Genomic DNA, 25,795 nt, shown 5'->3' on the forward strand with positions numbered 1-25,795 from the left:
CCGCGCTGCCGGGGGAAGATCATTGAGATTCTACAGGAAGTTCGTGACAGCTTGCAGGCGAAGTTTGACCTCATGCCGGAGAATATGTGACGTTGAAGTATTTTTGGTCAACGGTCGATAGGGTGGCGTTACGATCTGCGCCCCTTTATCATTACGCCCAACAGCATTCGGCGCGATTCGACAATACGTGGCGCGTTATTTGTCAGTGCGCGTAAAATTACATTGAAGCGTGCAACATCGCACCGTCTTTCGTTTCGTCCGGGTTTCGTGTAAGTAGCCAGGGTTATTTTGTACTTGTGGGAAGGTTGGTCTTCGTGGATACGGACATGATTACATTATGCCCGGCATCGGTATTGTAGGGGCAGGGCTTGCCCTGCCCATGGGGGACGCAGCAAGCAGCGCCCCTACAAGCCCGGTGGCACAACGACAAACACACAGTCCCCATACGACTACCAGAACAGATGAAAAAGAAAGAGAATGGCCGCGGCATGGCCTAACGGTGTGTTTGCGGTCCACTCCGTTTATCGAATGATCTGGACAATTTGTAAGCACGTATCTCGCTAGACAAATGCGGACAAGCGTGGAATCCGCCAAAGGGATCCCTGTGCCTCGGGTCGAATGAGGCAGTGGATGGATTTCGTGCGATGGTGATAGAAGAGATAATGCGTCACTTACCAACCCTCGCTGCTGTAATGGGTGAAGCGTGGCTACGTAGCAGGCGTGGTTGGGCTGAGACGTTTATCGTTCTACGGCTACCTTGGTACGAGCAGCTAGAGAAAGATCTCGCCATCCTTGAAGCCCATGTAGGCCTTCAGAAGCTGATCGCGTGCTATCGGGCCTCGCTTCATGACATGCGTCAGGTACAAAAAACGATCTATGAGGTCCATGGAGCGGCGCTCCTAGCGAATGGGGCTACGCAGGTGGGACTCCATGTACCTTTGCATCCCGGGACTAAGAGCAACTTCGATGTTTGGGCGGAGGTTCGAGGGCATCCCGTTAACGCGGAATCCAAGACCCGGAAGGACGAGTTTCCGTTTAAACTGCCTTCGGAGTCGGAGGATTCGATCGGGATCACCTCATATATGGGTTCCCGTGCAACCCTAGATCCGCATGACGCAGTGGACCTTGGCCTCAACTTCAAGCCAGCAACAGCCGATCCACCTGACATGGATACCCCAGAGAGCACGGTGATTCGGCAACTCCTGCTCGATGGCCTATCGCAACTTCCCGACGAAGGATGTAATGTCATCATCTTCGGACACATAGAAGGACATCGCATTGATTTTGAAGAGGCGCTCTGGGGCACGGAGCTAGTTCGGTACCGCAGCGGCCAGGAGACCAGGAAACCAACCCGTATTCGGATCCGCGCTCCGACGGGCGCATTCTGTCCCGGCGAGGCAGGTGTGCCGTTTCAGTCTCTCAGCGGTGTCCTTTGGGTCAGCATGTGCCGGGATGGTGATGTCCTGGAACGTGCCTATAAGCTTTATGTGAATCCCAACGCTCGTCCACCCCTTCCTGGCGATGTTATCGAAGCCCTTGATTATGGGATGAGGCAATGGGCCACCCCGCCTAGGATTGGGGCATCTCCGGAATAAGAGCAGCTCTCAAAGGCACTGCAACTGCTTGGTCTGGAGTGGCTAGGGCAATTTGGTCGGCCAAGGTCGAGCATCATGGGACATCGCCAGACGCGTGACATCGATTCGGAGTGAGTTTGGTTAGGGGTGTCTAATCGAAACGGTGGCCTAGCAGTAGGCATATTACCAAACGGTTCTTCTGGGTTTTGCGTGGATAGTGAGGTCGCGTTCACGCGCCGTTCCGCTAACCCTACTGCAAGTGTGGAGTATCGGTTGACATGGTGGGTGGCGTTAGCATGGTGGGGGCAGGGCTTGCCCTGCCCGTAGGGGCGCAGCAAGCAGCGCCCCTACAAGGTCCGGACCCGACTCTTGGGGGGGCATTCGGCGACTATTCAGATCTATGGCTGCAAACTGAATGGTCCCTCCAAAGAATGGTGAGACAGTACATAACGCTTTTCCGGATCGCGAATTCAAAGGGGTGCAACCATGAAGTTTCATTATTACCCAGAGACCGACTCCCTCTATATCGACCTGTCGGAAAAGGTCAGCGCGGACTCCAGGGAGGCCGCCCCTGCAGTCGTATTGGACTTTGATGCGGAGGGGCACCTAGTCGGCATCGACATCGACCATGCCAGCCAGATCGTCGATCTATCACGTCTGGAGGCAGAGTCACTTCCTATTACCAGCCTTTCGGTGGCACAAGAGTAAAACAGCCGTATTAAGGGACATTGCTTTCTGAACGCGCATGCCACCATACTGTGAGAAGTGATGAAGGGACCGGTCATGGGGTTTACGGCAGAGCTGTGGAGGTCGATCGAGGGCATCTATGCCGCGATCTTGCGCCACCCCTTCCTATGCGGACTCACTGACGGCTCCCTGCCGCGAGAGCGTTTTCAGTTCTACGCAGTTCAGGATGCGCTTTACCTGCGCGAGTATGCCAGGGCGCTGTCGATGGTTGCGGCGCGGGCGCCTCGAGATAAATGGATCATTCTGTTCAACGAGCACGCGGCAGGGGTGCTCAAGGTCGAGCGTCAGCTTCACGAGGGCTTCTTCCGCGAGTGGGGGCTGACCCCGCAGGCGGTGGCCGCGACGCCGCTTGCGCCCACCAACCTCGCCTATACCAGCTATCTCCTGGCGCTGGCCTACGCCGCCCCATTTCACGAGACGGTTGCCGGATTGCTCCCCTGTTACTGGATCTACTGGGAGGTGGGCAAGGAACTAGAACGGGCCGGCTCGCCTGACCCGCTCTATACCCGCTGGATCGGTACGTATGCCTCTGCGGAATTCGGCAGTCTGGTTCGCAGCGTCCTCGATGTTGTCGATGCAACGGCCGCACCGCTCACCCCTGCCGAACTTGACGCCATGCGCCGGCACTTCGTGATCACCAGCCGCTACGAGTGGATGTTCTGGGAGATGGGGTACCGTCGGGAACCTTGGCCGATCTAAGCTATGAGACGGACAACGGTTCTCCGAGGAGTCGAAAAGGGACTGAAAATGTTTGACATCTCGGCGAACGCATGGCAAGCTACGCTGCACGAAAACGGTCCGGTCATGTTCGGTAGCATGGTATGACATCCTGGCCAGCGATCACGCGAGGAGGGACAGGCGATGTTCTACATGATTGAGTTTGACCAGAAACAGGGGATCTGGGGGAAGCAGGTGGCCGATGCATACCAGCGGTTTGCCGACCACTTCACAAAACTCCTTCCGCAGTTTAAGCTGATCGGTCTTTTTTCTCGAGACCTCTACATGGGGCATCGTCCTCAGTATTTTGCGCTCTGGGAGTTCTCCGCCTATGCCGATCTGGACGCCTGGGCGAAGCTCTGGACTACGGACGACGAGGGACGACGATTGACCCAGGAGTTAAGTGAACTTGTTCAAAACTGGGACGCCAAGGTCCTGAGGAAGCTTCTTTAGGTTCAAGCTCGTCACGGTTCCAGTGGGGCAAGCCGGACGATACAATCGAGGTTCCTGCCGCTTGACAATCGTGACGCAATACCGTACATGCTCATTAAGATCCGCACACAATATGGCGGTGTAGCTCAGTCGGTCAGAGCACGCGGCTCATATCCGCGGCGTCACTGGTTCGAGTCCAGTCACCGCCACCACCACTACTTCACTGGGACGACATCCGGCCGGCCCTTTTCCGCGATCGTGAAGGTCAAGGCCTTGGCCGGCGTTGTCGCGCTGAGATTCTTGACGCGATGTACCTGCTTGGGGGCCAGGTGGAACGTATCGCCGGCTTTCAAGGTGATGGCTGGTTTGTCCTTGACCTCCATGCTGGTCGAGCCTTCAAGGAGGTAAATCATCTCTTCTCCAGAGTGATAGTGCGATGCGGTGACCCCTCCCGGCGCAAACTCCACCAGGACCAGCGCAGCCTCCTTCCCCTCAATCCCCGTCAGATCGGTCTTGATGAGTACGGTCCGTTTCATCGGGTCTTGTTGCGCATTCACAACCTGAGTTCCGATCACCCCCACCGCAATCCCGATCGTCAAGATCAGGGTAAACAGCAAACTCGTTCGCTTCATGAGTTCCTCCTTTGTAAGGTCAAATCTCTGGCTTGAAAACATGCTAGTGGAAGTTCAGCGACTCGATAGACGCCCCAGGCACAATAGACCGTTTCTCGCAAATATCTCTATGCGATTCTCGTGTTGACGCACGTACTTGTCAACCATATTTCCATCGCAGGCGTGGGAAACGGAATTGCGATGCCGGATGTTATGGAACCGATGACCCCTTCCATAGGTGGCATTTCTATACACATAGAATGCTTGTCGTATACACCTTCCTATGCTAGTGTTATCTGGAGAAAGGAGGGAGCGACAATGGCTCGGACGAATATCGATCTCGATGAGAAGCTCACCAAAGAAGGCCTGCAGGTCTTCCGGTGTAAGACCAAAAAGGAGTTAATCCATCTGGCGTTGAGGGAACTGTTGAAGGCGGAAAAGCGGAAGGAGATATTGAAGCTCCGGGGAAGGGTCAAGTGGGAAGGGGATCTTGAGGCGATGCGCAGGGCGAGAACGTGATCGTAGTCGATACAACGGTCTGGATCGATTTTTTTCATGGGGCCGCGACCCCTCAAGATCTCCACCTGCAGAGGCTCATTGTGGGGAAAAGATCGTTAGCCCTGACCGACCTGATCTTCTGCGAGATCCTCCAGGGAATCCGCCAAGAGGCCGAATGTGTGCGAACAAGGGACTTACTCCTGCTGTATCCCGTTCTCCGGATGGAGCGGTTAGCCACGTTTGAACACGCGGCTCAGATCTATCGCTTGGGTCGGAGGCGGGGTGTGACGGTCAGAAAAACAATTGATTGTTTAATTGCCGCGCTATGCATTGAGGAAGGGGTCGAACTGTTCCACAAGGATGCCGACTTTGATGCTATTGCGCGTGTCGCGCCTCTTCAGATCCATTGTGTCACCCCTCAGACCGCCTGATATATTCTTTTGCTGGAGTCGGTCCCCGACATTGCGCATTTCATCTGGTCATGGAGTGTCTGGCATGGTAACATGCGGCCGGATTCGAGGTGCTATCGTCGGCGGAGCAGCGAAAGAGCGTAGCGGTATTCGGCAAGTAGTATGATGTACCAACTCGTCCAGGGAGAGCGAAGAGAAGGGGATGACGGCAACGGTGCAAAAGACTCGCTATAGCATGCTGGAGGTCGCGCTGGCGCAACTGGATGCGGTGGCGGTGCGACTTGCGCTTGATCCGGGGATTCACAGGCGGCTGCGGCAGCCTCAGCGGTCGCTCATCGTGTCGGTCCCGACGCTGATGGACGATGGGCGACTGGAGGTCTTTACCGGCTTCCGGGTGCAGCATGATCTGACCCTTGGCCCGACCAAGGGCGGGATCCGCTACTATCCCGGAGTAGACCTTGATGAGGTGACGGCGTTGGCGATGCTGATGACCTGGAAGTGCGCGCTGATCGGCCTTCCATATGGCGGCGCCAAAGGGGGAATCTGCTGCGACGCGACTCGGATGTCGCAGGGCGAACTCGAACGGATGACGCGCCGCTACACCTCTGAGATTATCCTGGTCATCGGTCCGGACCAGGATATTCCGGCCCCCGATCTCTACACGAGTGAGCAGATCATGGCCTGGATGATGGATACGTACAGTATGCATCGGGGCATCACGACGCCCGGCGTCGTAACGGGGAAGCCGCTCTTGCTGGGAGGATCACTCGGTCGAGCCGAGGCCACCGGACGCGGTGTTTATTATACGGTGAAGGCGGCGGCCCGGGAGTATGATGTGCCGCTCAAGGGGGCGAGGGTGGTGGTGCAGGGCTTTGGTAAGGTTGGCGCGATCACCGCCAAGCTGTTGTACGAGGAAGACTGCCAGGTGATCGCCGTCAGTGACATCAAGGGCGGCATCTATAACGCCAAGGGGCTCAACATTGCAAAGGTGTTGGCCGAGAACGCCGAGCGGGGCTCCGTCACCCAGCATCGTCATGGCGATCAGATTTCCAACGAAGAACTCCTCGAGCTCGACTGCGACATTCTGGTCCCCGCTGCGACGGAGGGCCAGATTACGCAGAAGAACGCCGATCGGATACGGGCCCGGATCATTGCCGAGGGGGCGAATGGGCCGACGACGCCAGAGGCCGATGAGATGCTGGCGGCAAAAAGGGTCGTGGTCATCCCGGACATTCTTGCGAACGCCGGCGGCGTGGCGGTCTCATACTTCGAGTGGGTGCAGGATCTCCAGCAGTATTTCTGGCATGAGCACCAGATCAACGAACGATTGGCTGAGGTCATGATCTCGACATTTCAGCGGGTGATGGCGCTGTCTCGCAAAGAGCGGATCGATCTGCGGACCGCCGCGCTGATGTTGGCCGTTAAACGAGTTGCCGACGGCAAGCGACTCAGAGGATTGTATCCATGACGCGAATCGCGAGACTCGTCGCCAGAGAGATCCTCGACTCCAGAGGCCATCCGACCGTCGAGGTGGACGCGGTACTGGAGGACGGCTCCATCGGGCGGGCGGCCGTCCCGTCCGGCGCGTCGACCGGCCGACATGAGGCGCTGGAATTAAGAGACGAGGATCCGGGCCGTTACGGCGGGAAAGGCGTACAACAGGCGCTTCGTCACATCCACGATCTCATCGCCCCTGTGCTGGTCGGTAGGCAGGCCGACGAACAGGCGGCCATCGATCGGACGCTTATCGCATTGGATGGAACCGACAACAAGGCGAGACTCGGCGCCAATGCCGTGTTGGGCGTCTCGCTGGCCGTAGCGAAGGCCACCGCAGTTGGGCGGGGTCTCCCGCTGTATCGGTATCTTGGAGGATCGGCAGCCGTGACCCTTCCGATGCCGCTCATGAATATTCTGAACGGCGGCGTACATGCCGACAGTAACGTGGACTTTCAAGAGTTCATGATCGTTCCCGTCGGGGCGTCTACCTTTGCCGAGGCGATCCGATATGGAGCGGAGGTCTTCCACGCCCTGAGTCACGTACTGGCTGAAAAGGGTTACAGCACGACGGTGGGTGATGAGGGCGGCTATGCGCCGCGCCTGCGGTCAAACGTCGAAGCGATCGAATTGATATTGGAGGCGATCGTTCAGGCGGGGTATCGGCCCGGACGCGACATCGCGCTCGCGCTCGATCCGGCGTCGAGTGAGTTCTTTGATGGGAATGTGTATGTCTTCAAAAGGTCCGATGGTTCAACGCGAGATGCGGAAGGGATGATCCGCTTCTACGCCGATTGGCTGAGCCAGTATCCGATCGTGTCGATTGAGGATGGTCTGGCTGAAGACGACTGGCTGGGATGGAAGGAGTTGACCTCCGAGCTGGGAAAGCGGACGCAACTGGTAGGCGACGATCTCTTTGTCACGACCTTCCACCGGCTGGCGCGTGGGATCGATGAGGGCGTGGCCAACGCGATCCTCATCAAACTCAATCAGGTTGGGACGCTGACCGAGACGCTCCAGGCCATGGAGTTAGCGCGGTCGGCCGGCTATCAGACTGTCATCTCGCATCGTTCAGGCGAGACGGAGGACACGACCATCGCCGACCTGGCGGTCGCGACAGGCGCCGGTCAGATCAAGTCGGGCTCCCTCAGTCGAGCCGAACGGACCTGCAAGTACAATCAACTCCTCCGCATCGAGGAAGCGCTTGGGCCGGAAGCGGTCCTGGCCACCCCCTTCGCCAGGACGCCGTAAGACGAATTACTTTCCGCCGGCCTGTGGTAGCCTGCGGTGGACGGCGGGTCCGGGTTCGCGTGTCTGCAGTTCCGACGCGATACTGAGCCCGGCAACCTGTCGCACGCTCTCTTCAAACTCCCTCAATTTGGCCATCTCGATCTTAAGTTTCGTGAGTTGCTCTGCCTGTCCCTGTAGGAGTGAGGTCATCGTGCGGTTTTCCCGCTCCAGATATTTCATACGGGACCGGTAATACTGGCTGCGGCCCAGGTCGAGTAACGTGGCGGTTGAACCGACGGTCAGACCGGTCAACACCATGCAGGACAGGGCGATGGTTCGCCTCGACAGAGAAAACTGCCGCATCAGGCCGCCCTCGGTAAAGGCCATAACCGTGACGACCCCTTTGAGGCCGGCGCCGATAAGAGATCCGATTGTCCACAGGGTGTGAAAAAGCCCTCTCAACATCCGCATATCTATCTCTCCCTACAAAAGCGGATAGCTAATCACTGACCGCTATCTTCTCCTGAAATGATCGTACCCACCGGTGAGCGTTACCGTAGTTCCATCCCGCCGTTCGAGCCGGCATACCTGATCCGCTGCCTGAACCTTTCCAATCTCAGCGACAGGAACCAAATCATGAAAGACGGCGACAACATCGGTTGGGTCCCATGACGAGGTAAAGAGCAGTTCGAAATCTTCGCCGCCCTGGAGCGCCAGGGCAAGCGGCTCGTGACCGAAGCGCCGCGCGACGGCTGCCGCTGCCGGATCAATCGGAATCCGATCCTCTCGAATCGTTGCCGAGACCCCGCTCTCTCGACAGAGATGGGCCAGATCCGATGCGAGCCCATCGCTCAGATCGATCATAGCCGATGCGACGCCGGCCTCCGCTAGAATTCGTCCTTCTCGAATCCTCGGGATAGGGCAGCAGTGTTGTTCGATCGCCTGTCTGACAGCCGTCCGCAGAGAGCCCGGGAGTTCGCATGGGGCGTCGATCTGATCGTTGTGGAGACGGCAGCCGACCTTGAGCGCGACGAGACCTGCCGCCGATGCGCCCAACCGACCGGTCACCCATATCCGTTCGCCCGGCCTTGCGCCGGCGCGCGTGATCGCTTTTTTTGCCTCCACCTCGCCCACCAGGGTTACGCCGATCATGAACGTCGGTGAGGCGGACAGATCGCCGCCGACAACCTCGGTCCCGAATCGCGCGCCTTCCTCCCGCAGGCCTCGATAGAGCTCATCAACACGTTCGATCTCTGTATCAGGCGGGATGGCCAGGGTGACCAGTGCGGCGCGTGGGAGACCCCCCATGGCGGCAATATCGCTCAGGTTGACCGCCATTGCCTTGCGTCCGAGTTGAAATGACGTAATGGTCTCCGATGTAAAATCGATTCCATCGACGAGCAGATCGGTCGTGAGCAGAAGATCCCTGCCTGGTGTGGGCCGTAGTGCGGCGCAGTCGTCCCCGATGCCGAGAACGGCATCGGGCGGTCGTGGCAGGAGGCGTCTGATCCGCTCGATCAGGCCAAACTCACCGACAGTCGAAACCTTCATATCGCGCATACAGCCGATCGGCGAGTCGAGCGAATTCATCGAGGCTTAGGGTTTCGCCGCGACGCTTCGGGTCGATCCGCACATCCGTCAGGACCCGGTCCAGAGCCGCCGACTCGGTCATGATGCCGGCGCCCAGCAACGCGTTACGAAGCATCTTCCTACGCTGCGCAAAGGCGGCGCGCACGACGCGAAACAGTAGATCGGGCGAGTGTACGGTCACACGTGGTGCGGGCAACAGGTCGAGGCGGACGATGGTCGAATCCACGGCGGGCCTCGGGTAGAAGGCTGTCCGAGGGACGTGCGCTACCGCCGAGACATCCGCCTCATAGCGGCAACGGACCGTCAAGGCGCTGTACCCCTCTTCGCCGGGGGCCGCTAGAAGTCGTTGCGCGACCTCCCGCTGCACCATGACCAGGAGAAACGCAAACCATTGCCGCAGCGCGATGAACCGGAGAATCAACGGGGTCGCGACAGAATAGGGGAGGTTGGAAACCAGTTTTGCGTGTTGATACGCCGGACACATCTTGCCGAGCTCATTGCCGAAATCGAAACCGAGGGCATCAGCGCAGATCAATGAGACCCCGTGGCGGTCGCCAAGACGCTCTGCCAGCAGCCGGTGGAGTCCGGGATCCCGCTCAATGGCGATCAGCCGGCCCGCCCGTTCGGCCAGAGTCTCGGTCAGAACCCCCGTACCTGGGCCGATCTCCACGACAACATCCTGCGGTCCGACATCTGCTGCGCGAATGATCAGATCACGAATCGCCGCCGAGACCAGGAAACTTTGTCCGAGACCGCGTTTCGGCAACAGCCGATACCGACGCAGAAGCGCGCGCGTCTCGTGCCCGAGCGATGGCGGCCGCTGTGAGTCACACGTCCCGCGCATGTACCGGTCCGCCACGTGCGCGTACTTATCCTGAATGGTCGTCCCGCCCGCCCGCACACAATGCCGACATTGACGATGATATCCTAGGGCGCGGGTTGAAAGATCGCGCTGTCCGTAATCGCGCTCCCCAGTTCGGAAAGCGTATCGGACACCGAGTTGAGCGCACCGCTCAAGAGGCCGGCAGATGGTTTCGGGCTGCGCGGCTCCTGGACGAACGTGATGCCGATCCGGTTCGCGGCCAGCGGCGCCATCTCGGAATTCGGAAACTCAGTAATGAGGCGCTGGAAGGCGGCCTTGGCCGGCGCCTTCTGCTCCAGTTCCCAGAGCGACTCCCCAAGGTAGTAGAGGGCCTGGTCGTTGTATTCGAATCCGGGGTACTCCTTCAGAATAGACTCGAACCGCGGGATGGCTGCTCCGTACGCCTCTTGACCAAAGTAAAATGTCCCGACGTACAGCTCCCGCTGGGCCAGTTGTCGAAGGCACTCCGTCAATTTCGCCTGCGCATCCGGAGCGAACTGGGAGTTGCGGAATTCACTGAGCAGGGCCCGAAATTCCCGTACTGCCCGAGCGGTCATGGTCTGATCGCGATCCACCTTCTCCATCTGGCGGAAGTACGACAGTCCCGTATAATATTGCGCTTCATCGACCTGCTCATGTTGTGGGAACAGCTCGATGAACCGCTGATACTCGGCGCGCGCCTCATCGTACCGCTTTTCATCGAAATAGGCGCGACTTACGCTCAGACGAGCCGCGGGGACCAATTCACTGTCGGGAAAGTGGTTAATCAGGCGTTGCAGGTGTTTGCGCCCTTCATCGTACTTCTTCTGAGCGATGGCCGCCTCACCCAGATTCATAAGCTCCTGATCCGAACCCGGAGGCGTATCGGCCGGCTTCGTCGGGAACAGCTCAAGGCCTGCGCATCCTGAGACCGAAAGGAGCGCTGCCAGGCAGGCACCGATCAACAGGTATCGCCGCATGCAAGATCCCGGATAAACGACCTTCCAACAGCGTGAGAACAATTTATTTCCACGTAACAATGCAGAGATGAGGATTCGAGGTACGACCGAGAAGATGTCGAATGACCGAATAAGGGGCCAGCAGCGGAAAAGGGCCTCAGCGATCCGCACGGAGCGTGACGATCAGGCCGATTCGGCCTTCTTCTTGTAGAGGATGATGGGCGATTTCCGTTCAACGACGGTCTCGCGGTTGACGATGCACTCCGCAATCCCCGACTGCGACGGGACCTCATACATGATATCGAGCATAATCTCTTCAAGGATCGCCCGTAACCCGCGAGCGCCGGTCTGACGCTTGGCCGCCTCCTGCGCCACCGCGCTGATGGCGTCGTCGGTAAAGGTCAATTTCACGTGCTCAAAATCAAAGAATCGTTGATACTGTCGCAATAGGGCGTTCTTCGGCTCGACGAGTATGCGTACCAGCGCCTTTTCGTCAAGTTCATGGACGACCGCCATCACCGGCAGTCGTCCCACCAGCTCGGGGATGAGCCCGTATCGCAGCAGGTCTTCCGGCTGGACATTGGCCAGCAGCTCACTGACACGCCTTCCCCGTCTCGCCTGGATCTCGGCGCCGAATCCCATCGATTTCTGGCCCGTTCGGTGTTCGATGACCTTGTCCAGGCCGACGAATGCGCCGCCGCAGATAAACAGAATGTTTGTCGTATCCACCTGCAGATACTCCTGTTGGGGGTGCTTCCGCCCGCCCTGTGGCGGCACATTGGCTACCGTTCCCTCCAGGATCTTCAGCAGTGCCTGCTGGACGCCTTCGCCGGAGACGTCGCGCGTGATCGAGGGGTTTTCGGATTTGCGCGCGATCTTATCGATCTCGTCGATATAGATGATCCCGCGCTCAGCCCGCTCCACATCGTAGTCGGCAACCTGTAACAGACGAAGGATGATGTTCTCAACGTCCTCCCCGACATATCCTGCCTCAGTGAGCGTGGTGGCGTCGGCGATCGTGAACGGGACGTCCAGGATCTTGGCCAGGGTTTGCGCCAGCAGCGTCTTGCCGCAACCGGTCGGGCCGATCAGGAGGATATTGGACTTGGTCAGCTCGACATCGTCAAAGGTCATCCGGGCATTGACGCGCTTATAGTGGTTGTGAACGGCAACCGCGAGACTCTTCTTGGCCCGGTCTTGGCCGACGACATACTGGTCCAGAATCGATTTGATCTCCGACGGCTTGGGAAGCTCCCCCAGACTCTTCCCCTTCTCCTCCTCCCACTCCTCTGCAATGATATCGTTGCAGAGTTCGATACACTCGTCGCAGATATAGACCGTGGGACCGGCGATCAGCTTCCGGACGTCGTCTTGACTTTTTCCGCAAAAGGAGCAGGTGAGCTTTCCTCCACCTTTTACTGCCTTAGCCATCTACGCTTCCCCCCGCGTTCCAGGCATCGACTGCGCGGTACGACCCGTAAGGCCTACCGTTACGCATCGTTGCTTTCGCTGTTCTGCCTGGAACCTGAAACAGTTCGTACGACGCGAATCCTGGATGGTGATAAACGCGATCACAATAACGCTATGACACCGGGGCCGATACCGGCAGACCCTCCCGGGAGTAGATCACCTCATCGATCAGACCGTACTCCTTGGCCTCTCCGGGCGACATGAAAAAGTCGCGGTCGCTGTCCTTCTCGATTCGCTCCAACGGCTGGCCGGTATGATTGGCAATGATCCGATTCAACTCCTCTCGCATCCGGAGGATCTCTTTCGCCTGAATCTGAATGTCGGATGCCTGTCCCTGGGCCCCTCCGTACGGCTGATGAATCATGATCCGCGCATGCGGGAGCGCATAGCGCTTCCCCTTGGCGCCGGCGGCCAACAGGAGCGCAGCACCGCTGGCGGCCTGTCCCATGCAGATCGTTTCGATGGCCGGCTTGATGTATTGCATGGTATCGTATATTGCGAGGGACGCCGTCACCGACCCGCCCGGTGAGTTGATGTACAGATGGATATCCTTGTCTGGGTCTTCGGCCTCCAGAAAGAGGAGTTGGGCGATTATCAGATTCGACTCCGCGTCATCGATCGGGGTTCCGATGAAGAGGATTCGATCCTTCAGGAGGCGAGAAAAGATATCGTAGGCCCGCTCACCCCGACTGGTCTGCTCAACTACCATGGGTATCAGTTGCATGGTGTGGGCTCTCCTTGTGTGGCGCTCAGGCGAGGGTAACAAGGTTGACCCCCTCGGTAATATTGGCCCGCTCGTACAGGAAGTGGAGTGCCTTCCCTTCCAGTATGCGCGTTCGGAAGGACTCGATTCGTCCGTCTCGCTCCAGCATATCGCGGAGGGCCTCCGGTTTTCGATTTAACGTAGCAGCGGCCGTTTCAATCTCTTCGTTAAACTCCTCCTCCGTTACGCCAAGCCCCTCCTGCTTCGCCACCGCCTCCAACAGGAGCGAGTCCTGAACCCGTTTGGAGGCAAGTTCGCGTGCCCTGGTCCGCATTTCCTCTTCTTCTTCGCGTTTAGGCGGGGCTGCCCTGCGTCCGCCGACGCGGCGCGTCATATCAGCAAGGATAGCCTCGACCTCCGCCTCCACCAGCGATTCCGGAAGATCGCAGGGATGGGCGGCGCGCAATTTTTCCAGGATACGGTCCTTCAGGCGTGCGACCTGCTCCCGCTCCTTATGCGCCACCAGATCCTGCCTCACCTTGTCTCTCAGTGCCTCGATATCGTCGCACCCGGACACCGACTTGGCGAAGTCGTTATCCAGCGCCGGCACCCGTTTCTTCTTGACCTCTTTGACGGCTACCTTGAAGAGTATCCGCTTTCCCGCCAGCTCCCGTCGTCCGTAATCATTCGGGAACTCTAACGAGAAATCCTTGAGGTCACCCTTCTTCAAACCGTGGAGTTGAGTCTCAAATTCTGGGATAAACTGGTGTGAACCGAGAAGGACCGACATATTCTGGCCACTCACCCCCTTGAGTGGTTTGTTTCCGGCAAAGCCTTCGTAGTCTATCACCAGCAGGTCTTCCTGCAGCGCCGGCCAGCCGTCCATCGGAACATACTCGGCCGATCGTCCACGGAGATACTCCAAGGCCTGATCTACCTCCTGATCCGTAACCTCCAGCTTGTCCTTGCTGACTTCAACCCCTGTGTAGCCCGAAAGCTGCAGAGTCGGCTTGACGTCGAAGGTCGCCCGAAAGCTGAGCGGCTTACCCTCGTCGCAGACGATCTCCTCGAGGATAGGTTCACTGATCGGGTCCAGCTTGGACTCCTCGAGCGCCTGGCTGTAACTTTCCGGGATCAGTTCCCTGAGGGCCTCTTGTTTCGCCTCCTCCTTAAAACGTGAACGCAGGAGATCTTGCGGAATCTTGCCGGGGCGGAAGCCCGGCAATCGAACCTTTTTTGCGAGGTGCGAATACGCTGTCTCTACCTTCTCTGAGAGACGTTCGGCAGGCACCTCAATTCGAAGTCCACGCTTGGTGCTGCTGATCTCTTCGATGTTTACTCTCATCTGTATCTCGGGATCGATTATCGGATTCGTGGTGCGAGAGGGGGGACTTGAACCCCCATCCGCCGAAAGCGGACTGGATCCTAAGTCCAGCGCGTCTGCCATTCCGCCACTCTCGCGTGAGCCTCGGAACAGGAACCAAAAAAACTATAGCATATGGGGACGCCTCTGTCTACAAAACTGCTCCACTGGCGGTTTGGCGTCGCCGTGTTGTGCTTCTTAACAACATTTTGATGGTCCGTCAACCTTTAGAATGGAATAGAGTCCTGCCGGGTCACTCTAGGGAGGCGCGGCGAGAGGGCGGTGAGACTCTCGTATGGGATAGTTCCCAGATACTCGGCCCATTCGGCGATCGAGATGCAGTCGTCCCCGTCCCGTCCGACGAGTGTTGCGACGTCTCCTTCACAGACCTCCGGCGCATCGGTGATATCGATCAGTATTTGATCCATCGTGATCGTTCCGACTTGCCGCGCGCGTCGACCGCGAACCAGGAGATCGATCCGGTTGGAGAGGGATCGAGAGACGCCATCCCCATAGCCGATCGAGACCGTGGCCAGCCGCGTGCGGCGTTCCGTTCGAAAGGTATGCCCGTAACTGATGCCGGTTCCTGGCGGAACCGTCTTAACGAAGATGATTCGCGCCTTGAGCGAGAGGGCGGGGTAAAGGGTGACGATGGATCGAAAGTGAGCGCCCGGGTATAGGCCGTACTGGACCAGCCCGATCCGGACCAGGTCGAAGTGGGTCTCCGGGAACATCAGGGTGGCCGCCGAATTGGCGAGGTGTACCAACGGGGGTCTGATCCCCTGCCGCTCCAGTGCGTCCACCAGCTTCTTGAATCGTTCGATCTGCTCCAGGGCCGTCACGGGATCGACGGCGTCGGCCGTGGCAAGGTGGCTGTACAGACCGGCAACCGTCACATTGGGCAGAGGCTTGGCCGCGCAGATAAGCTCCGAAGCCTCCTGCCAGTCGATGCCCAGGCGGGACATGCCGGTATCGACCTTCAGGTGTATCTCGATAGGCGCGGGGGCGGCCTCAGAGAACCGACGAATCTGGTCAAGACTGCAGACGGTCGGCTGGAGTCGGTATTCGATTGCCGGCTCGATCTCATCTTGATAGATCAAAGGACCGAAGAGGAGGATCGGCGCGTCGATTCCCGCGGCGCGTAGTTGGATGCCCTCTTCAACCGTCGCGACGGCGAGCCATGAGGCGCCGGCTGACAGGACGGTCCGGGCGACCGCTACCGCGCCGTGACCATAGCCGTCAGCCTTGACGACCGACAGGAGTTGGGTTGACGGCCGCAGTCGCTGTCGGATGGCAGTGATATTATGGCGAATTGCCCCGAGATCGACCTCTACCCAGGCGCGGTGGGTCGCGGGTATTTCATCGGCTGCCGAGCCGAGTTCTCGATCAATGCTCATACATACTGACCGCGTCGAATGGGGTCTATTGAGGGCTTCAGCCCAAAAACCTTCGAATCCAGGCGGCCCGGAGGATAAGATCGCTGAGGTCCTTCGTGCTCCCGTCCTGAACGCGTTTGATGATCGTTGCCGTCACCTCTCGGTGGGTCTGATCCGGCGTGGGGGTGTGGAGTGGGCGGATAGTTGCTCGTATCTCATCTGCCTCGGTGTGGGGGAGCAGGGCCAATGCCTCCTCATTGAGGTATTGAAGCGCGTCAGCCAGATCGGTATCGAATCCCGAATCGATCTCCCGCAGCAGGGCCAGATCCTCCCGGTCAAGACAGGACAGGCCGAGGATCTCCGGGGGGAGGCCAATGGAGTAGAGGGTGGCACAGAAGGAGATGGCGCGAGGGAGCGAGATTCCGCCGAGGCTCCGGCTGTAACCGAACAGCCCGATATGGAGTTTCCGCATCCGCCGCCTGGGGACGGCAGGCGCAATGTGATTCATCAGAGGGGCGATCGCGGCTACCTGACGCTGGTAACACGCTGAGGTCCGCTCAATCAGATCGACAATCCTGTCCTCCGGTTCTACCGGTCTGGCGCGCTGTCTGGGTGCGCCCTTGAGGGTCTCGATGGCCCGGATAATCGACGGAGCCGGATAGTCGTACTTAAAGGCGGACTGAATGGTAAACGTCTGAACGCTGGGGTGCTCGGCCAGGTGTCGCTGCACCGTGTCGGGTCGGAAGTTGCCACGAAATGGGGCGCTGCCGGCCCCAAGGATCGGATAGATGGGAATCGACAGTTCTTGTTCCAGCCTGTCCAAACGGCTTAGGGCAATCTTGACCAGGAGACCGGCCGCCAGGCTTCCGTAGTTCAAGGCGGGATCGGAGCGGGCGAGGAAGACGCGCTGGTACGGAAGGTCTTTGTCCTGCAGGTAGGCTCGGACGATACTGTCGGCCCGCAGCAGCGACTCCTTGTCCTCGATCAATGGGATGATCTGGATGGCTGCGGGGTGGGACTCGCCGATCCACTCCTTGAGGGGGATATCGCCGGGGGTCAGTACCGTCTCTCCCTTGCCGGTGACGAACACCTGGTAGTACCGGAGGACCCGATTCAACTCTTCCGCCGAGGTGGTCATGGGGAAGATGATCTCGAAAATCGGAGCCACATCCTCCTCGTAAAAGAGGCGGGCGACATCGTTCGCTCTCGGGATACCCTGGAGGACCTCCAGCAGGATCTTCCCCTGTGCCTTTTGCACACCGGGGTTCGGTACGCGCAACGTGAGAAACATCTCCCGCCCTAGAGGAAACGCCCGGAAGAAGCCCTCATAGGTGGTCAGGAGTTTCTCGACGACGAACTCATCGACCTCCTTGCCCTCAAAGTCCCACATCTGCTCATCGCAGCCCAGATGGGAGAAGGCGAAATACGCCTCCCGGATCTCGTCCATCCCTTCCATGACAGGCCCATGGGCGAAGAAGGGGACGGTGACGTTGTCCGGATGTTGGGTGCTCATGCACCGGGGGATGCGGGGGAGGGTCGCGACATCGATCATTGTGCTACTCGTGATCGGTCGCCTGGCTGGAATCCGGCTGATTACCTTGGAAGACGCGGCTGGCGAGGATATCTTCGGCCTCGATCGTGACCAGATCCTTCTTGGTAATGGTGTCTTGGTGTTTGGCAAACAGACGGTTGGCCTGGCGAAGACGGGCCCGATCCAGGGCGTTGCGCACGCTGCGCGCATTGGCAAAGTTCGGCATCTGCATCCGTCTGAGCAGATACTCATAAAAGGCCTGTTCAGCCTCAGGGCTGAAGCGGTACTGCTGCTTTTCCAGCATCAGCTTGGCAATCGCGATCAGCTCGTCCGCCGTGTAGTTGGGAAAATCCAGGTGATGCGCGATGCGGGAGGACATCCCCGGATTGCCCTGGAAAAACGTCTCCATCCGGTCCTTGTAGCCGGCCAGGATGACCACCAGGTCCTCGCGCTGATTTTCCATGACCTGGAGCAGGATCTCGACCGACTCCTGACCGTAGTCGCGCTCATTCTCCGGTCGATACAGATAATAGGCCTCGTCGATAAACAGGACGCCGCCCATCGCCCGTTTCAGGACCTCTTTCGTCTTGGGCGCCGTATGGCCGATATACTGGCCGACCAGATCGTCACGTGTCACCGCCGCCAGATTACATTTGCGGATATAGCCGAGGCGGTGCAGGATCTCGGCCATGCGCATCGCGACGGTGGTCTTCCCTGTGCCGGGATTACCGGTGAAGCACATGTGCAGGCTGGGTGGGCCCGACGTCAGGCCCAGGCTTTTGCGCACGCGATCGACCAGCAGCAAAGCCGCAATCTCCCGAATCCGCGTCTTGATCGGCCTGAGACCGACCAACTCCCGTTCAAGTTTGTCAAGAACCTCCTGAATCTGGGAATCGCGAAAGACGCCTGCGAGGTCTACCGGGGTATCGTCAGGAAGGCCGGATATGGCATCCGCTTCAGGGGTCTGTGTTACGTCCGCGTCACTCATCAACTTCCTCATCGCAGCGGAGAGGGTGGCGGTGAGGGGAGTGTACCCCCCCTCACCGCCCCGAATCTCCAATCACTGTCCGTCCGTATACCGTGCGCCCTCCGGCTTATCGGTGGCATAGCTGTGTACGACATAGTTGACGGTACGGCCACGAACCTCCTGGCGCACCAGACCGAACCCCGGCTCGTGTGGCGGGCGCTGAATGATGAATGACAGACGGATCGTCTCCCAGCCCTTGTTGTGGTCGAAGGCGTTCACCTTGACATAGTGGTTGGGATAGGCCTTGCGGCAGGCGTCGATCTCGTACATCACCCCCGCCGGGTCTTCCAGGTCGAACATCGGCAGGCCCCACATCTCCCAGAACGTATTGCGGGGATGCGGGTCGTCCGTAAACTCGACGCTGACGGCCCACTTATTGTTCAACGCGTACTCCACCTGCTTTCTGATCTGGTCATCGGTCAGATCGGGCAGGAATGAAAAGGCACCCTGGGTAATTCGCATACTATTTCCTCCCTTCTTACCTACACGGCCGTTGTCGTCGGAACAAAGTCCGCGGTATCGGTCGATGCGTAGGTGAAACTAATATCTTTCCACACCTCCAGCGCCGTGCGCAACGGCTGACACCACCGTGCGGCGTTCGCCAGGATCTCCGGACCCTCGTTAAAGTAATCGCGGCCTTCGTTGCGCGCCTGGACCATCGCCTCCAGTGCGACCCGGTTGGCCGTCGCGCCTGCCGCAATACCGGTCGGATGGCCGATGGTCCCGCCGCCGAACTGCAGCACCACGTCCTCGCCAAAGTAGTGGAGCAACTGGTGCATCTGCCCGGCGTGGATACCGCCTGAGGCGACCGGCATGACCTTGCGCAGCGCCGCCCAGTCCTGATCAAAGAACAGACCATTCTGGAGGTTCATCGGGGTATGGGTCTCCCGCAGGGTATCGTAGAACCCCCTGACCATATGCGGATCGCCTTCGAGCTTGCCGATAACCGTGCCGGAATGGATATGGTCCACCCCCGCCATGCGCATCCACTTACAGATCACGCGAAAGTTGACGCCGTGCGTCTTCTGGCGGGTATAGGTCGAATGACCGGCCCGGTGCAGGTGCAGGAGCATGTCGTTCTTCCGCGCCCACTTGGAGATCGACTGGATCGCGGTGTAGCCGATGACCAGATCGATCATGATGACCACGCTGCCCAGCTCCTTGGCGAATTCGGCCCGCTCATACATGTCCTCCATGGTGGCGGCGCTGATATTGAGGTAATGCCCCTTCACCTCGCCGGTGGCGGCCGACGCGCGGTTCACCCCCTCCATTGAAAAGAGGAAGCGGTCGCGCCAGTGCATAAACGCCTGCGAGTTGATGTTCTCGTCATCCTTGGTGAAGTCAAGGCCGCCCTTGAGCGCCTCATAGACGACGCGGCCGTAGTTCTTGCCGGAGAGCCCCAGCTTCGGCTTGATGGTGGCGCCCAGTAGCGGGCGGCCGAACTTATCCAGACGCTCGCGCTCTACCACGATCCCGGTGGGCGGACCCTGAAAGGTCTTCAGATACGCCACAGGGAACCGCATATCTTCCAGGCGCAGCGCCTTGAGCGGCTTAAAGCCGAAGACGTTGCCGATAATGGAGGCGCTCACGTTGACGATGGAGCCCTCTTCGAACAGATCTATATCATAGGCGATGTACGCGAAATACTGGCCTGGAGTGCCCGGTACAGGATCCACCCTGTAGGCCTTGCCGCGATAGGCATCGTGATCGGTCAGGCGGTCGGTCCATACGACCGTCCAGGTAGCGGTAGACGATTCGCCCGCCACGGCCGCGGCCGCCTCATCCGGATCGACGCCGTCCTGCGGCGTGATGCGGAACACCGCAATCACGTCGGTATCCTTCGGCACATATTCCGGCCGCCAATACCCCATCTGCTTGTAGGGGACCACCCCCCCCGATTTATACCGGTCTTTTGGATCCTTGGCTGCTGTTGCTGGTCCTGCCATCGTGTCCTCCTTCGCTGACGCTGTTGCCTCTGTTCTCTCGCTCCGTGGTGTCGTTCTTTAGGAACTCGTGGATAGTTGATTGCTTGTCTTCATCCCTTGGTAAGACTGATCGGCCTCGGATTCCTCTGCTGCGTATGCCTTACCTTGCCTCTCCTCACTTATAAAGTCAAATAGGAAATTTTTGAGTTAGCCATAAGGTTTCGTTTATGGGACGCTGAACTGTTTCATTAATCGCGCATCTTCCACGCCGCTGCGCACCAATCAAGCCCAAGTCATCCTCAGTACGTTTACTCAGGGCCGTCATTCCTGCGGAGCCGGGGATCTAGTGCTTAATTGCGAAAGGTAGCGCACATAAATCGTCATACCGGCGAAAGCCGGTATCCAGTACAATCAACGGATTCCCGCTTAAGGACTGCGGGAATGACGTTACGGGTATTTGTGCACCCAAGTACTAAGAGATCGGAAGGCGACGGACTCGACAGGTGGTTTCATCGATCGAGACGATTGCGCCCTGCTCCAACTCGCGCTCGATCTGTGGAAGGCTATGGCGTAAGATTTGCGTGACCCGATCTGGCGTGGGATACATAAGGCGCAGCGACACCAGGCTTGGACCAGCCTCCTGGCCGAGCGCAATCAGGGCGGAGAAGTCCAGGTCTGCAGAGATCAGGGTCGCGCCGCGATGACGAGCCGCTGTGAGGATCGCTTCATCTGAGGCGGTCGGAGGCAGTAGATCTGTGACGCGAGTAATGTCATACCCCTCATCGCGGAGCGCGGCGACCGTCAGCGGAGAGATGTGCAGATCGACCACATAGCGCACCGGCGCTAACGGCCCTGCGGAGCCGGCAGTGGGCGAGATTGCTCGGTGGCAAGCCAGGCAGCGTACGCAGCGGCCTGAGTGAGGTCCTCAGACTCTAGCTCAGGGTAGGCTGCGAGGATCTCAGCCGGGGTCATCCCCGCCGCAATCTGCTTTAACACAAACGCGACGGTGATGCGCAGCCCTCTAATCGTGGGCTGCCCCTGACACACGGCCGGATCGATGGTGATGCGATCAAGGATCATTGTTTTACCTCGCCTTCAGCCTATGGCACGAGGCTACTTTTGTCAAGCATGCGGCCACTTTGTAATCCTGTTGAACATGGGTACAATGCAGTCGCCCTCCCAACTCCCGCGGCCTTTAACTGTTGGCATTTCGAACGCGATAGGGAAGTGAGTCACCCAGTGGCCGGTCATGGCAAACCTTGACAAGCCTTCCCGAAGGCGAGAGAATCACCGCGAATCTGAAAGCTTCTTGCATGCGAAACAGGCTGACTACGTCCGAATACCGGAGGTGCTATTAAAGCTGAAAAATTTCATCCTGACGACGTGATCTACAGCGAAGGTTGCAAGGAGGCGGTCATCCTTTATGCATTGGACAACAAAGGCAGCATAAGTGGCTATTAAGGTCGATAGTTCAACGGCTCTAGCAAGTGCCCGCTTGAATCATGCACCAGTGGCGGGGCTTGGTGTAGGAGCGGTACAGCCGCCAGGCGTGGCGTACGGAACTAAACTTGGGAGGATGTACCGCGGCTTCGCTGAGGACGTACTCGGCTCAGAACTCACAAAAAAATATCGCGGTAAGGTGCAGCTGATATTGACGTCACCGCCATTCCCGTTGAATCGCAAGAAAAAGTACGGAAATCGTCAAGGCGAGAAGTATGTTGACTGGCTTGCTGCTTTCGCGCCAATTTTTAAGGAGTTCCTGACAAGCGACGGTTCGATCGTCGTCGAAATGGGGAACGCCTGGGAGCCGGGTGAGCCGGCCATGTCCACGCTTGCGCTCGAAGCACTTCTCCGTTTCCTGAAGGCGGGCGAACTCAGCCTTTGTCAGCAGTTCATTTGTCACAATCCTGCGCGACTCCCCACACCGGCTCAGTGGGTCAATGTCGACCGGATTCGTGTGAAGGACTCTTACACACACGTGTGGTGGATGGCGCCGACGACCAGACCAAAGGCCGATAACCGGCGGGTGCTCAAGCCATACTCTCGTTCTATGTTGAAGCTGCTCAGGACCGGAAAGTACAACGCTGGTCGACGTCCATCCGAGCACCACATCGGGGCGACCTCCTTTCTCAAGGACAACCATGGCGCGATCCCCTCGAATGTCCTCACTCTGACGAACACCCTTTCAAATGACTCGTACCTTGTCTACTGCAAAGAGCGCGGCCTCCCACTCCATCCGGCGCGCATGCCAGGTGATCTGGCAACGTTTTTTATCAAGTTCCTTACGGACGCACACGACCTCATCCTCGACCCATTTGCCGGTAGCAACACGACTGGTGCGATGGCCGAGAGGCTTAAGCGACGGTGGATAGCCATCGAGCCGAACGATGACTATCTTCAAGGTTCCCGCGGCCGATTTACTCAAATCATCGTGGGGTGAACAATGGATTCGAAATCTCTCTTTGATGCACTTCTGGCCGCTTCGACCACTGAAGAGGTCCGAACAGCAGTCGAGACATTCGAGGCTGCCAAGGGCGAGCAGGCACGGTGGGCGCCGATCGGAGGTAAGGAGAACAACCGTGGTCCCATCGAGGTCTCCGCAGACCCCGGACGTTCTCTCGTCGAGCGGCTCACTAACGGTATCGACGCCATTCTCGAAGCTGAGTGCGAACGGCATCGGGGCGTACCAGACTGTCGTTCACCGCGCGAAGCTGCGACGGCTTGGCTTGGTATCTCCGAGCGCGGCCTCTCGGAGATGACGCCTGCACAACGGCAGGCGGTTGCGAGGCGCGTGGTTACGCATCTGTTGCCGGGTGACGGGAGGCAGGGACGGCTTATCGAGATCCGTGATCTTGGCGTTGGGCTGACCCCTGAGGAGATGCCAGAAACAATTCTCAGCTTAAATGAGAGCAACAAAATCCGGAAGCATTACCTCGCTGGGACCTATGGGCAGGGTGGCTCGAGCACCTTTGCTATCAGCGCTTATACGTTGCTCGCGAGCCGACACGCGAACGATTCGCGCGTCGCCTTCACTGTTGTAAAGTTTCTCGATTTACCGCCGGAGGAGTACAAGACAGGCCACTACGTGTACCTAACGGTCGATGGGATCGTTCCGATCGTCGAGGGTTTCGAGAACGACTTTGCCGCCGGGACCCTTGTTCGGCACTTCGGCTATGATCTGAGCAGCTACCCCTCACCTGTCGGACCGAACAGCGTCTACGGCCTTCTCAACCAGGTACTCTTCGATCCGGTACTCCCGATTTGGCTAGATAGTGAGGTTCACGGCTACCGTCGCGTTATTAAGGGGTCGCGAAATGCTCTGAATGGCGCCGTCGACGAGGGCGACGAAACTCGACGGGGACCGGCCTTAGACCACAACATGCCGACATTCTATTTGTCGCTCGGCGACTTCGGAAACGTCGGGTTCGAGTATTGGGTTCTGGAGCGCCCAACCCGGGCCAACAAGCGACCGAGTGCCGCCTTCGTAAACCCGAGTCGGCCCATCATTCTCACGTTGAACGGACAGAACCACGCAGAGCTACCCGTGAGTATCGTCAGAAAGGAAGCGGAGTTCCACTTCCTTTCACAGCGGCTCATTGTGCACATCGACTGCGACTCCCTCACGCCGACCGCAAAGCGCGCGCTTTTTGCGTCAAGCCGAGAGGACGCTCGGCGTGGTCTTGTCTTACAGCTTATTCATGACGAGCTCGTCCGTATTCTCAAATCCGACGACGAACTCGTACGGCTTAATAATGAAGCGCGGGAACAGGGGATGCGGGAGCGGGACGAAACGGCGGTTCAAGAGATGCGTCGAGAGGTCGCACACCTCCTTCATTTGCAGGGGATCGAGATCGACCACGCGACTGGCGCCCGTGTGGGCGGCGACCGACCGTCTCCTGATTACCCAACGCGCCCCAGAGGCCCGCGGCGGCAGCTCCAACCGATCGAAGTGCACGAGCCTCCGACCTACATCCGGATCGTCTGGGAGGAAGGGGAGCCGATCGATTTCTACCCAAGCCAAAGGCGATACGTCCGGCTCGAAACAGACGCAAACAGTAACTACTACGATCCAGACAACCCCACGAACTCGCGCATCAACATCATCATTGTGCAGGGACCAGTGATGCTGAAGGGCTCGACCCCTCTCCGGGGCGGTCGCATGCGCGCGATTCTCGAACTTCCAGACGACACGCCCGTCGGCGCTACCGGGACGCTGCGAGTTGAACTAAGCCGTCTAGGCCTTCCCACGCTCTCCGACCAGCGAGGAGTCGTCGTGCGCGAAGCACCTCCATCCCGCCCAGGACGCCAGCCGCTCAGCCTACCCCCGTTCGACCCGCGCCCTGTCCAACCCGATGACGAGCAGTGGGCGACACTTGGCTGGCCGGACGACGTGGCCGAGGTTGCGTCCTCAGCCGTAATGGAAAACGGCACTCTTGTTATTTACTACTCCACGGCGTATCCGAAGTATGCTAGTCAGGTCACCCGGTACGAACAGCGCGATCCCTCTGTCGCAGAGTCGTTTAAGAAGCGTTACGAGATCTGGCTTGTGACGCACTCCCTTCTTTATCACCGTGATCAGGAAGAAGTGGCCGCGCAACATCCCACTAGCGAGGAGGTAGACACCGACCTAGCAGAGGAGCGTGAGCGACAAGAGCGCTTACGTATGGCGACGCTGGCGGCGCTTTTCGCGGCTCGCGAGGTAGAACTCGCTGCTATGTCGCAGAGCGCGGGTGAGACTTACGACTCATAGGAGCGCCGATGAACACACCTCGCCAAAGGGATGCGGCTGACGATCAACTTCGCAGCCTAAAGGCCGATGCTGTTCGCCTGTGGTCCAGTAACCGCACGCTTTGTGTTTCCAATTTGTAGGCAATGGGAGATCAGACATGAAGGAACACTATACGGCGGTCATCAAACAGAGTGGTCGGTGGTGGATCGGATGGATTGAAGAGGTCCCAGGTGTGAACTGCCAAGAGTCCACAAAGGAGAAGTTGATCGAGAGCCTTCGAGTGACGCTTCGAGAAGCATTGGAGTTCAATCGCCGTGAGGCGTTGGAGGCAGCAGGCGACAGCTTCAAAGAAGAGCTGATCACCATATGAAGCGTACGGAGTTGCTCCGGCATCTCCGCGCTCACGGCTGCCAGTTTCTCCGCGAAGGCGCGCGGCACTCGTGGTGGCACAACCCGAATCTGGACAAGCGATCGGCGGTGCCACGGCACCGCGAGATCGACGCCGACTTGACTCGGAAGATCTGTAAGGACCTTGGTATTCCTCCTGCGAAATGATACCTATCACGCA

Annotated in this window: 27 protein-coding genes and 2 tRNA genes; 13 read left to right on the forward strand and 16 right to left on the reverse strand. The window is 58.6% G+C overall.

The annotated features are described in order from the left end of the window. The first annotated feature begins 644 nt into the window (after window positions 1–644). The 5 genes from C3F12_10765 to C3F12_10785 all read left to right on the forward strand — a co-directional run bounded on the left by C3F12_10765 (window position 645) and on the right by C3F12_10785 (window position 3,682). Window positions 645–1,595, forward strand: a complete 951-nt coding sequence (locus tag C3F12_10765; protein PWB44487.1) for a hypothetical protein — start codon at window positions 645–647, stop codon at window positions 1,593–1,595. A gap of 465 nt (window positions 1,596–2,060) precedes the next feature. Next, window positions 2,061–2,282, forward strand: a complete 222-nt coding sequence (locus tag C3F12_10770) for a hypothetical protein (protein ID PWB44488.1) — start codon at window positions 2,061–2,063, stop codon at window positions 2,280–2,282. Window positions 2,283–2,357: 75 nt separating this feature from the next. Beyond that, a complete protein-coding gene (gene tenA, locus C3F12_10775; protein PWB44517.1) occupies window positions 2,358–3,020 on the forward strand; it encodes a thiaminase II in 663 nt (220 codons plus the stop codon). Window positions 3,021–3,182: 162 nt separating this feature from the next. After that, window positions 3,183–3,491 carry a hypothetical protein gene (locus C3F12_10780; protein ID PWB44489.1) on the forward strand — a complete coding sequence of 103 codons (309 nt, stop codon included), beginning with the start codon at window positions 3,183–3,185 and terminating at the stop codon, window positions 3,489–3,491. A gap of 114 nt (window positions 3,492–3,605) precedes the next feature. Continuing rightward, window positions 3,606–3,682, forward strand: a tRNA-Met gene (locus tag C3F12_10785). 3 nt (window positions 3,683–3,685) lie between these two features. On the opposite strand, the gene C3F12_10790 is transcribed toward C3F12_10785, so the two are convergent. Continuing rightward, complete coding sequence (locus C3F12_10790; protein PWB44490.1) at window positions 3,686–4,102, reverse strand: cupin; 417 nt, start codon at window positions 4,100–4,102, stop codon at window positions 3,686–3,688. A 297-nt stretch (window positions 4,103–4,399) separates the two neighbouring features. On the opposite strand from C3F12_10790, the gene C3F12_10795 reads away from it, so the two are divergent. From C3F12_10795 to C3F12_10810, 4 genes are all read left to right on the forward strand, one after another. Further along, window positions 4,400–4,600 (forward strand): DUF2191 domain-containing protein, encoded by a 201-nt coding sequence (locus C3F12_10795; protein ID PWB44491.1) that lies wholly within the window; start codon window positions 4,400–4,402, stop codon window positions 4,598–4,600. After that, window positions 4,597–5,010, forward strand: a complete 414-nt coding sequence (locus C3F12_10800; protein PWB44492.1) for a PIN domain nuclease — start codon at window positions 4,597–4,599, stop codon at window positions 5,008–5,010. The genes C3F12_10795 and C3F12_10800 overlap by 4 nt, the downstream gene beginning before the upstream one ends. Window positions 5,011–5,191: 181 nt before the next feature. Beyond that, window positions 5,192–6,457, forward strand: a complete 1,266-nt coding sequence (locus C3F12_10805) for a glutamate dehydrogenase (GenBank protein PWB44493.1) — start codon at window positions 5,192–5,194, stop codon at window positions 6,455–6,457. After that, window positions 6,454–7,734 carry a phosphopyruvate hydratase gene (locus C3F12_10810; protein PWB44494.1) on the forward strand — a complete coding sequence of 427 codons (1,281 nt, stop codon included), beginning with the start codon at window positions 6,454–6,456 and terminating at the stop codon, window positions 7,732–7,734. The genes C3F12_10805 and C3F12_10810 overlap by 4 nt, the downstream gene beginning before the upstream one ends. Window positions 7,735–7,740: 6 nt before the next feature. Here C3F12_10810 and C3F12_10815 read toward each other — a convergent pair whose 3' ends face one another. The 15 genes from C3F12_10815 to C3F12_10885 all read right to left on the reverse strand — a co-directional run bounded on the left by C3F12_10815 (window position 7,741) and on the right by C3F12_10885 (window position 21,578). Continuing rightward, window positions 7,741–8,184: a hypothetical protein gene (locus tag C3F12_10815; GenBank protein PWB44495.1), complete on the reverse strand. Its 444-nt coding sequence runs from the start codon at window positions 8,182–8,184 to the stop codon at window positions 7,741–7,743. A gap of 42 nt (window positions 8,185–8,226) precedes the next feature. Then, a complete protein-coding gene (gene thiL, locus C3F12_10820) occupies window positions 8,227–9,264 on the reverse strand; it encodes a thiamine-phosphate kinase (GenBank protein ID PWB44518.1) in 1,038 nt (345 codons plus the stop codon). Then, a complete protein-coding gene (rsmA, locus tag C3F12_10825; GenBank protein ID PWB44519.1) occupies window positions 9,242–10,147 on the reverse strand; it encodes a ribosomal RNA small subunit methyltransferase A in 906 nt (301 codons plus the stop codon). The genes thiL and rsmA overlap by 23 nt, the downstream gene beginning before the upstream one ends. 83 nt (window positions 10,148–10,230) lie before the next feature. Then, window positions 10,231–11,124, reverse strand: a complete 894-nt coding sequence (locus tag C3F12_10830) for an outer membrane protein assembly factor BamD (GenBank protein ID PWB44496.1) — start codon at window positions 11,122–11,124, stop codon at window positions 10,231–10,233. Between the two features lie 162 nt (window positions 11,125–11,286). Continuing rightward, window positions 11,287–12,534, reverse strand: a complete 1,248-nt coding sequence (locus C3F12_10835) for an ATP-dependent Clp protease ATP-binding subunit ClpX (GenBank protein PWB44497.1) — start codon at window positions 12,532–12,534, stop codon at window positions 11,287–11,289. Between the two features lie 151 nt (window positions 12,535–12,685). Next, the gene (clpP, locus tag C3F12_10840; protein ID PWB44498.1) at window positions 12,686–13,297 is read right to left on the reverse strand and encodes an ATP-dependent Clp endopeptidase, proteolytic subunit ClpP; all 612 of its coding nucleotides are present in this window, start codon (window positions 13,295–13,297) and stop codon (window positions 12,686–12,688) included. A 25-nt stretch (window positions 13,298–13,322) separates the two neighbouring features. Beyond that, on the reverse strand, window positions 13,323–14,621 hold the full coding sequence (tig, locus tag C3F12_10845; GenBank protein PWB44499.1) for a trigger factor: 1,299 nt from the start codon (window positions 14,619–14,621) through the stop codon (window positions 13,323–13,325). A gap of 29 nt (window positions 14,622–14,650) precedes the next feature. Then, window positions 14,651–14,737 (reverse strand) — tRNA-Leu (locus C3F12_10850). A gap of 129 nt (window positions 14,738–14,866) precedes the next feature. After that, entirely contained in the window at window positions 14,867–16,036 is a 1,170-nt protein-coding gene (locus tag C3F12_10855) for an alanine racemase (GenBank protein ID PWB44500.1), read from the reverse strand. A gap of 37 nt (window positions 16,037–16,073) precedes the next feature. Next, the gene (locus C3F12_10860) at window positions 16,074–17,567 is read right to left on the reverse strand and encodes a phosphoenolpyruvate carboxylase (GenBank protein PWB44501.1); all 1,494 of its coding nucleotides are present in this window, start codon (window positions 17,565–17,567) and stop codon (window positions 16,074–16,076) included. Between the two features lie 4 nt (window positions 17,568–17,571). Continuing rightward, window positions 17,572–18,534, reverse strand: a complete 963-nt coding sequence (cbbX, locus tag C3F12_10865) for a CbbX protein (protein PWB44502.1) — start codon at window positions 18,532–18,534, stop codon at window positions 17,572–17,574. Between the two features lie 72 nt (window positions 18,535–18,606). Next, entirely contained in the window at window positions 18,607–19,035 is a 429-nt protein-coding gene (locus tag C3F12_10870; protein ID PWB44503.1) for a ribulose bisphosphate carboxylase small subunit, read from the reverse strand. A 20-nt stretch (window positions 19,036–19,055) separates the two neighbouring features. Further along, window positions 19,056–20,519: a ribulose-bisphosphate carboxylase large subunit gene (gene rbcL, locus C3F12_10875; GenBank protein PWB44504.1), complete on the reverse strand. Its 1,464-nt coding sequence runs from the start codon at window positions 20,517–20,519 to the stop codon at window positions 19,056–19,058. 451 nt (window positions 20,520–20,970) lie between these two features. Then, complete coding sequence (locus tag C3F12_10880) at window positions 20,971–21,375, reverse strand: hypothetical protein (protein ID PWB44505.1); 405 nt, start codon at window positions 21,373–21,375, stop codon at window positions 20,971–20,973. After that, window positions 21,342–21,578 (reverse strand): hypothetical protein, encoded by a 237-nt coding sequence (locus C3F12_10885; GenBank protein PWB44506.1) that lies wholly within the window; start codon window positions 21,576–21,578, stop codon window positions 21,342–21,344. The genes C3F12_10880 and C3F12_10885 overlap by 34 nt, the downstream gene beginning before the upstream one ends. 496 nt (window positions 21,579–22,074) lie before the next feature. On the opposite strand from C3F12_10885, the gene C3F12_10890 reads away from it, so the two are divergent. From C3F12_10890 to C3F12_10905, 4 genes are all read left to right on the forward strand, one after another. Further along, the gene (locus tag C3F12_10890; protein ID PWB44520.1) at window positions 22,075–22,938 is read left to right on the forward strand and encodes a site-specific DNA-methyltransferase; all 864 of its coding nucleotides are present in this window, start codon (window positions 22,075–22,077) and stop codon (window positions 22,936–22,938) included. Window positions 22,939–22,941: 3 nt separating this feature from the next. Continuing rightward, entirely contained in the window at window positions 22,942–25,248 is a 2,307-nt protein-coding gene (locus tag C3F12_10895; protein PWB44507.1) for a hypothetical protein, read from the forward strand. Window positions 25,249–25,384: 136 nt separating this feature from the next. Then, window positions 25,385–25,597 carry a hypothetical protein gene (locus tag C3F12_10900; GenBank protein ID PWB44508.1) on the forward strand — a complete coding sequence of 71 codons (213 nt, stop codon included), beginning with the start codon at window positions 25,385–25,387 and terminating at the stop codon, window positions 25,595–25,597. Next, entirely contained in the window at window positions 25,594–25,782 is a 189-nt protein-coding gene (locus C3F12_10905) for an addiction module toxin, HicA family (protein PWB44509.1), read from the forward strand. The genes C3F12_10900 and C3F12_10905 overlap by 4 nt, the downstream gene beginning before the upstream one ends. Window positions 25,783–25,795 lie beyond the last annotated feature (13 nt).

Source organism: Candidatus Methylomirabilota bacterium (genome assembly GCA_003104975.1).
Lineage (GTDB): Bacteria > Methylomirabilota > Methylomirabilia > Methylomirabilales > Methylomirabilaceae > Methylomirabilis.

Excerpts from the sequence above, each read along its gene's own strand:
- C3F12_10765 (PWB44487.1), top strand. The coding sequence starts at position 645 with ATGGTGATAGAAGAGATAATGCGTCACTTACCAACCCTCGCTGCTGTA.
- C3F12_10770 (PWB44488.1), top strand. The coding sequence starts at position 2,061 with ATGAAGTTTCATTATTACCCAGAGACCGACTCCCTCTATATCGACCTG.
- tenA (PWB44517.1), top strand. The coding sequence starts at position 2,358 with ATGGGGTTTACGGCAGAGCTGTGGAGGTCGATCGAGGGCATCTATGCC.
- C3F12_10780 (PWB44489.1), top strand. The coding sequence starts at position 3,183 with ATGTTCTACATGATTGAGTTTGACCAGAAACAGGGGATCTGGGGGAAG.
- C3F12_10790 (PWB44490.1), bottom strand. The coding sequence starts at position 4,102 with ATGAAGCGAACGAGTTTGCTGTTTACCCTGATCTTGACGATCGGGATT.
- C3F12_10795 (PWB44491.1), top strand. The coding sequence starts at position 4,400 with ATGGCTCGGACGAATATCGATCTCGATGAGAAGCTCACCAAAGAAGGC.
- C3F12_10805 (PWB44493.1), top strand. The coding sequence starts at position 5,192 with ATGACGGCAACGGTGCAAAAGACTCGCTATAGCATGCTGGAGGTCGCG.
- C3F12_10810 (PWB44494.1), top strand. The coding sequence starts at position 6,454 with ATGACGCGAATCGCGAGACTCGTCGCCAGAGAGATCCTCGACTCCAGA.
- C3F12_10815 (PWB44495.1), bottom strand. The coding sequence starts at position 8,184 with ATGCGGATGTTGAGAGGGCTTTTTCACACCCTGTGGACAATCGGATCT.
- thiL (PWB44518.1), bottom strand. The coding sequence starts at position 9,264 with ATGAAGGTTTCGACTGTCGGTGAGTTTGGCCTGATCGAGCGGATCAGA.
- rsmA (PWB44519.1), bottom strand. The coding sequence starts at position 10,147 with ATGCGCGGGACGTGTGACTCACAGCGGCCGCCATCGCTCGGGCACGAG.
- C3F12_10830 (PWB44496.1), bottom strand. The coding sequence starts at position 11,124 with ATGCGGCGATACCTGTTGATCGGTGCCTGCCTGGCAGCGCTCCTTTCG.
- C3F12_10835 (PWB44497.1), bottom strand. The coding sequence starts at position 12,534 with ATGGCTAAGGCAGTAAAAGGTGGAGGAAAGCTCACCTGCTCCTTTTGC.
- clpP (PWB44498.1), bottom strand. The coding sequence starts at position 13,297 with ATGCAACTGATACCCATGGTAGTTGAGCAGACCAGTCGGGGTGAGCGG.
- tig (PWB44499.1), bottom strand. The coding sequence starts at position 14,621 with ATGAGAGTAAACATCGAAGAGATCAGCAGCACCAAGCGTGGACTTCGA.
- C3F12_10855 (PWB44500.1), bottom strand. The coding sequence starts at position 16,036 with ATGAGCATTGATCGAGAACTCGGCTCGGCAGCCGATGAAATACCCGCG.
- C3F12_10860 (PWB44501.1), bottom strand. The coding sequence starts at position 17,567 with ATGATCGATGTCGCGACCCTCCCCCGCATCCCCCGGTGCATGAGCACC.
- cbbX (PWB44502.1), bottom strand. The coding sequence starts at position 18,534 with ATGAGTGACGCGGACGTAACACAGACCCCTGAAGCGGATGCCATATCC.
- C3F12_10870 (PWB44503.1), bottom strand. The coding sequence starts at position 19,035 with ATGCGAATTACCCAGGGTGCCTTTTCATTCCTGCCCGATCTGACCGAT.
- rbcL (PWB44504.1), bottom strand. The coding sequence starts at position 20,519 with ATGGCAGGACCAGCAACAGCAGCCAAGGATCCAAAAGACCGGTATAAA.
- C3F12_10885 (PWB44506.1), bottom strand. The coding sequence starts at position 21,578 with ATGATCCTTGATCGCATCACCATCGATCCGGCCGTGTGTCAGGGGCAG.
- C3F12_10890 (PWB44520.1), top strand. The coding sequence starts at position 22,075 with ATGTACCGCGGCTTCGCTGAGGACGTACTCGGCTCAGAACTCACAAAA.
- C3F12_10895 (PWB44507.1), top strand. The coding sequence starts at position 22,942 with ATGGATTCGAAATCTCTCTTTGATGCACTTCTGGCCGCTTCGACCACT.
- C3F12_10900 (PWB44508.1), top strand. The coding sequence starts at position 25,385 with ATGAAGGAACACTATACGGCGGTCATCAAACAGAGTGGTCGGTGGTGG.
- C3F12_10905 (PWB44509.1), top strand. The coding sequence starts at position 25,594 with ATGAAGCGTACGGAGTTGCTCCGGCATCTCCGCGCTCACGGCTGCCAG.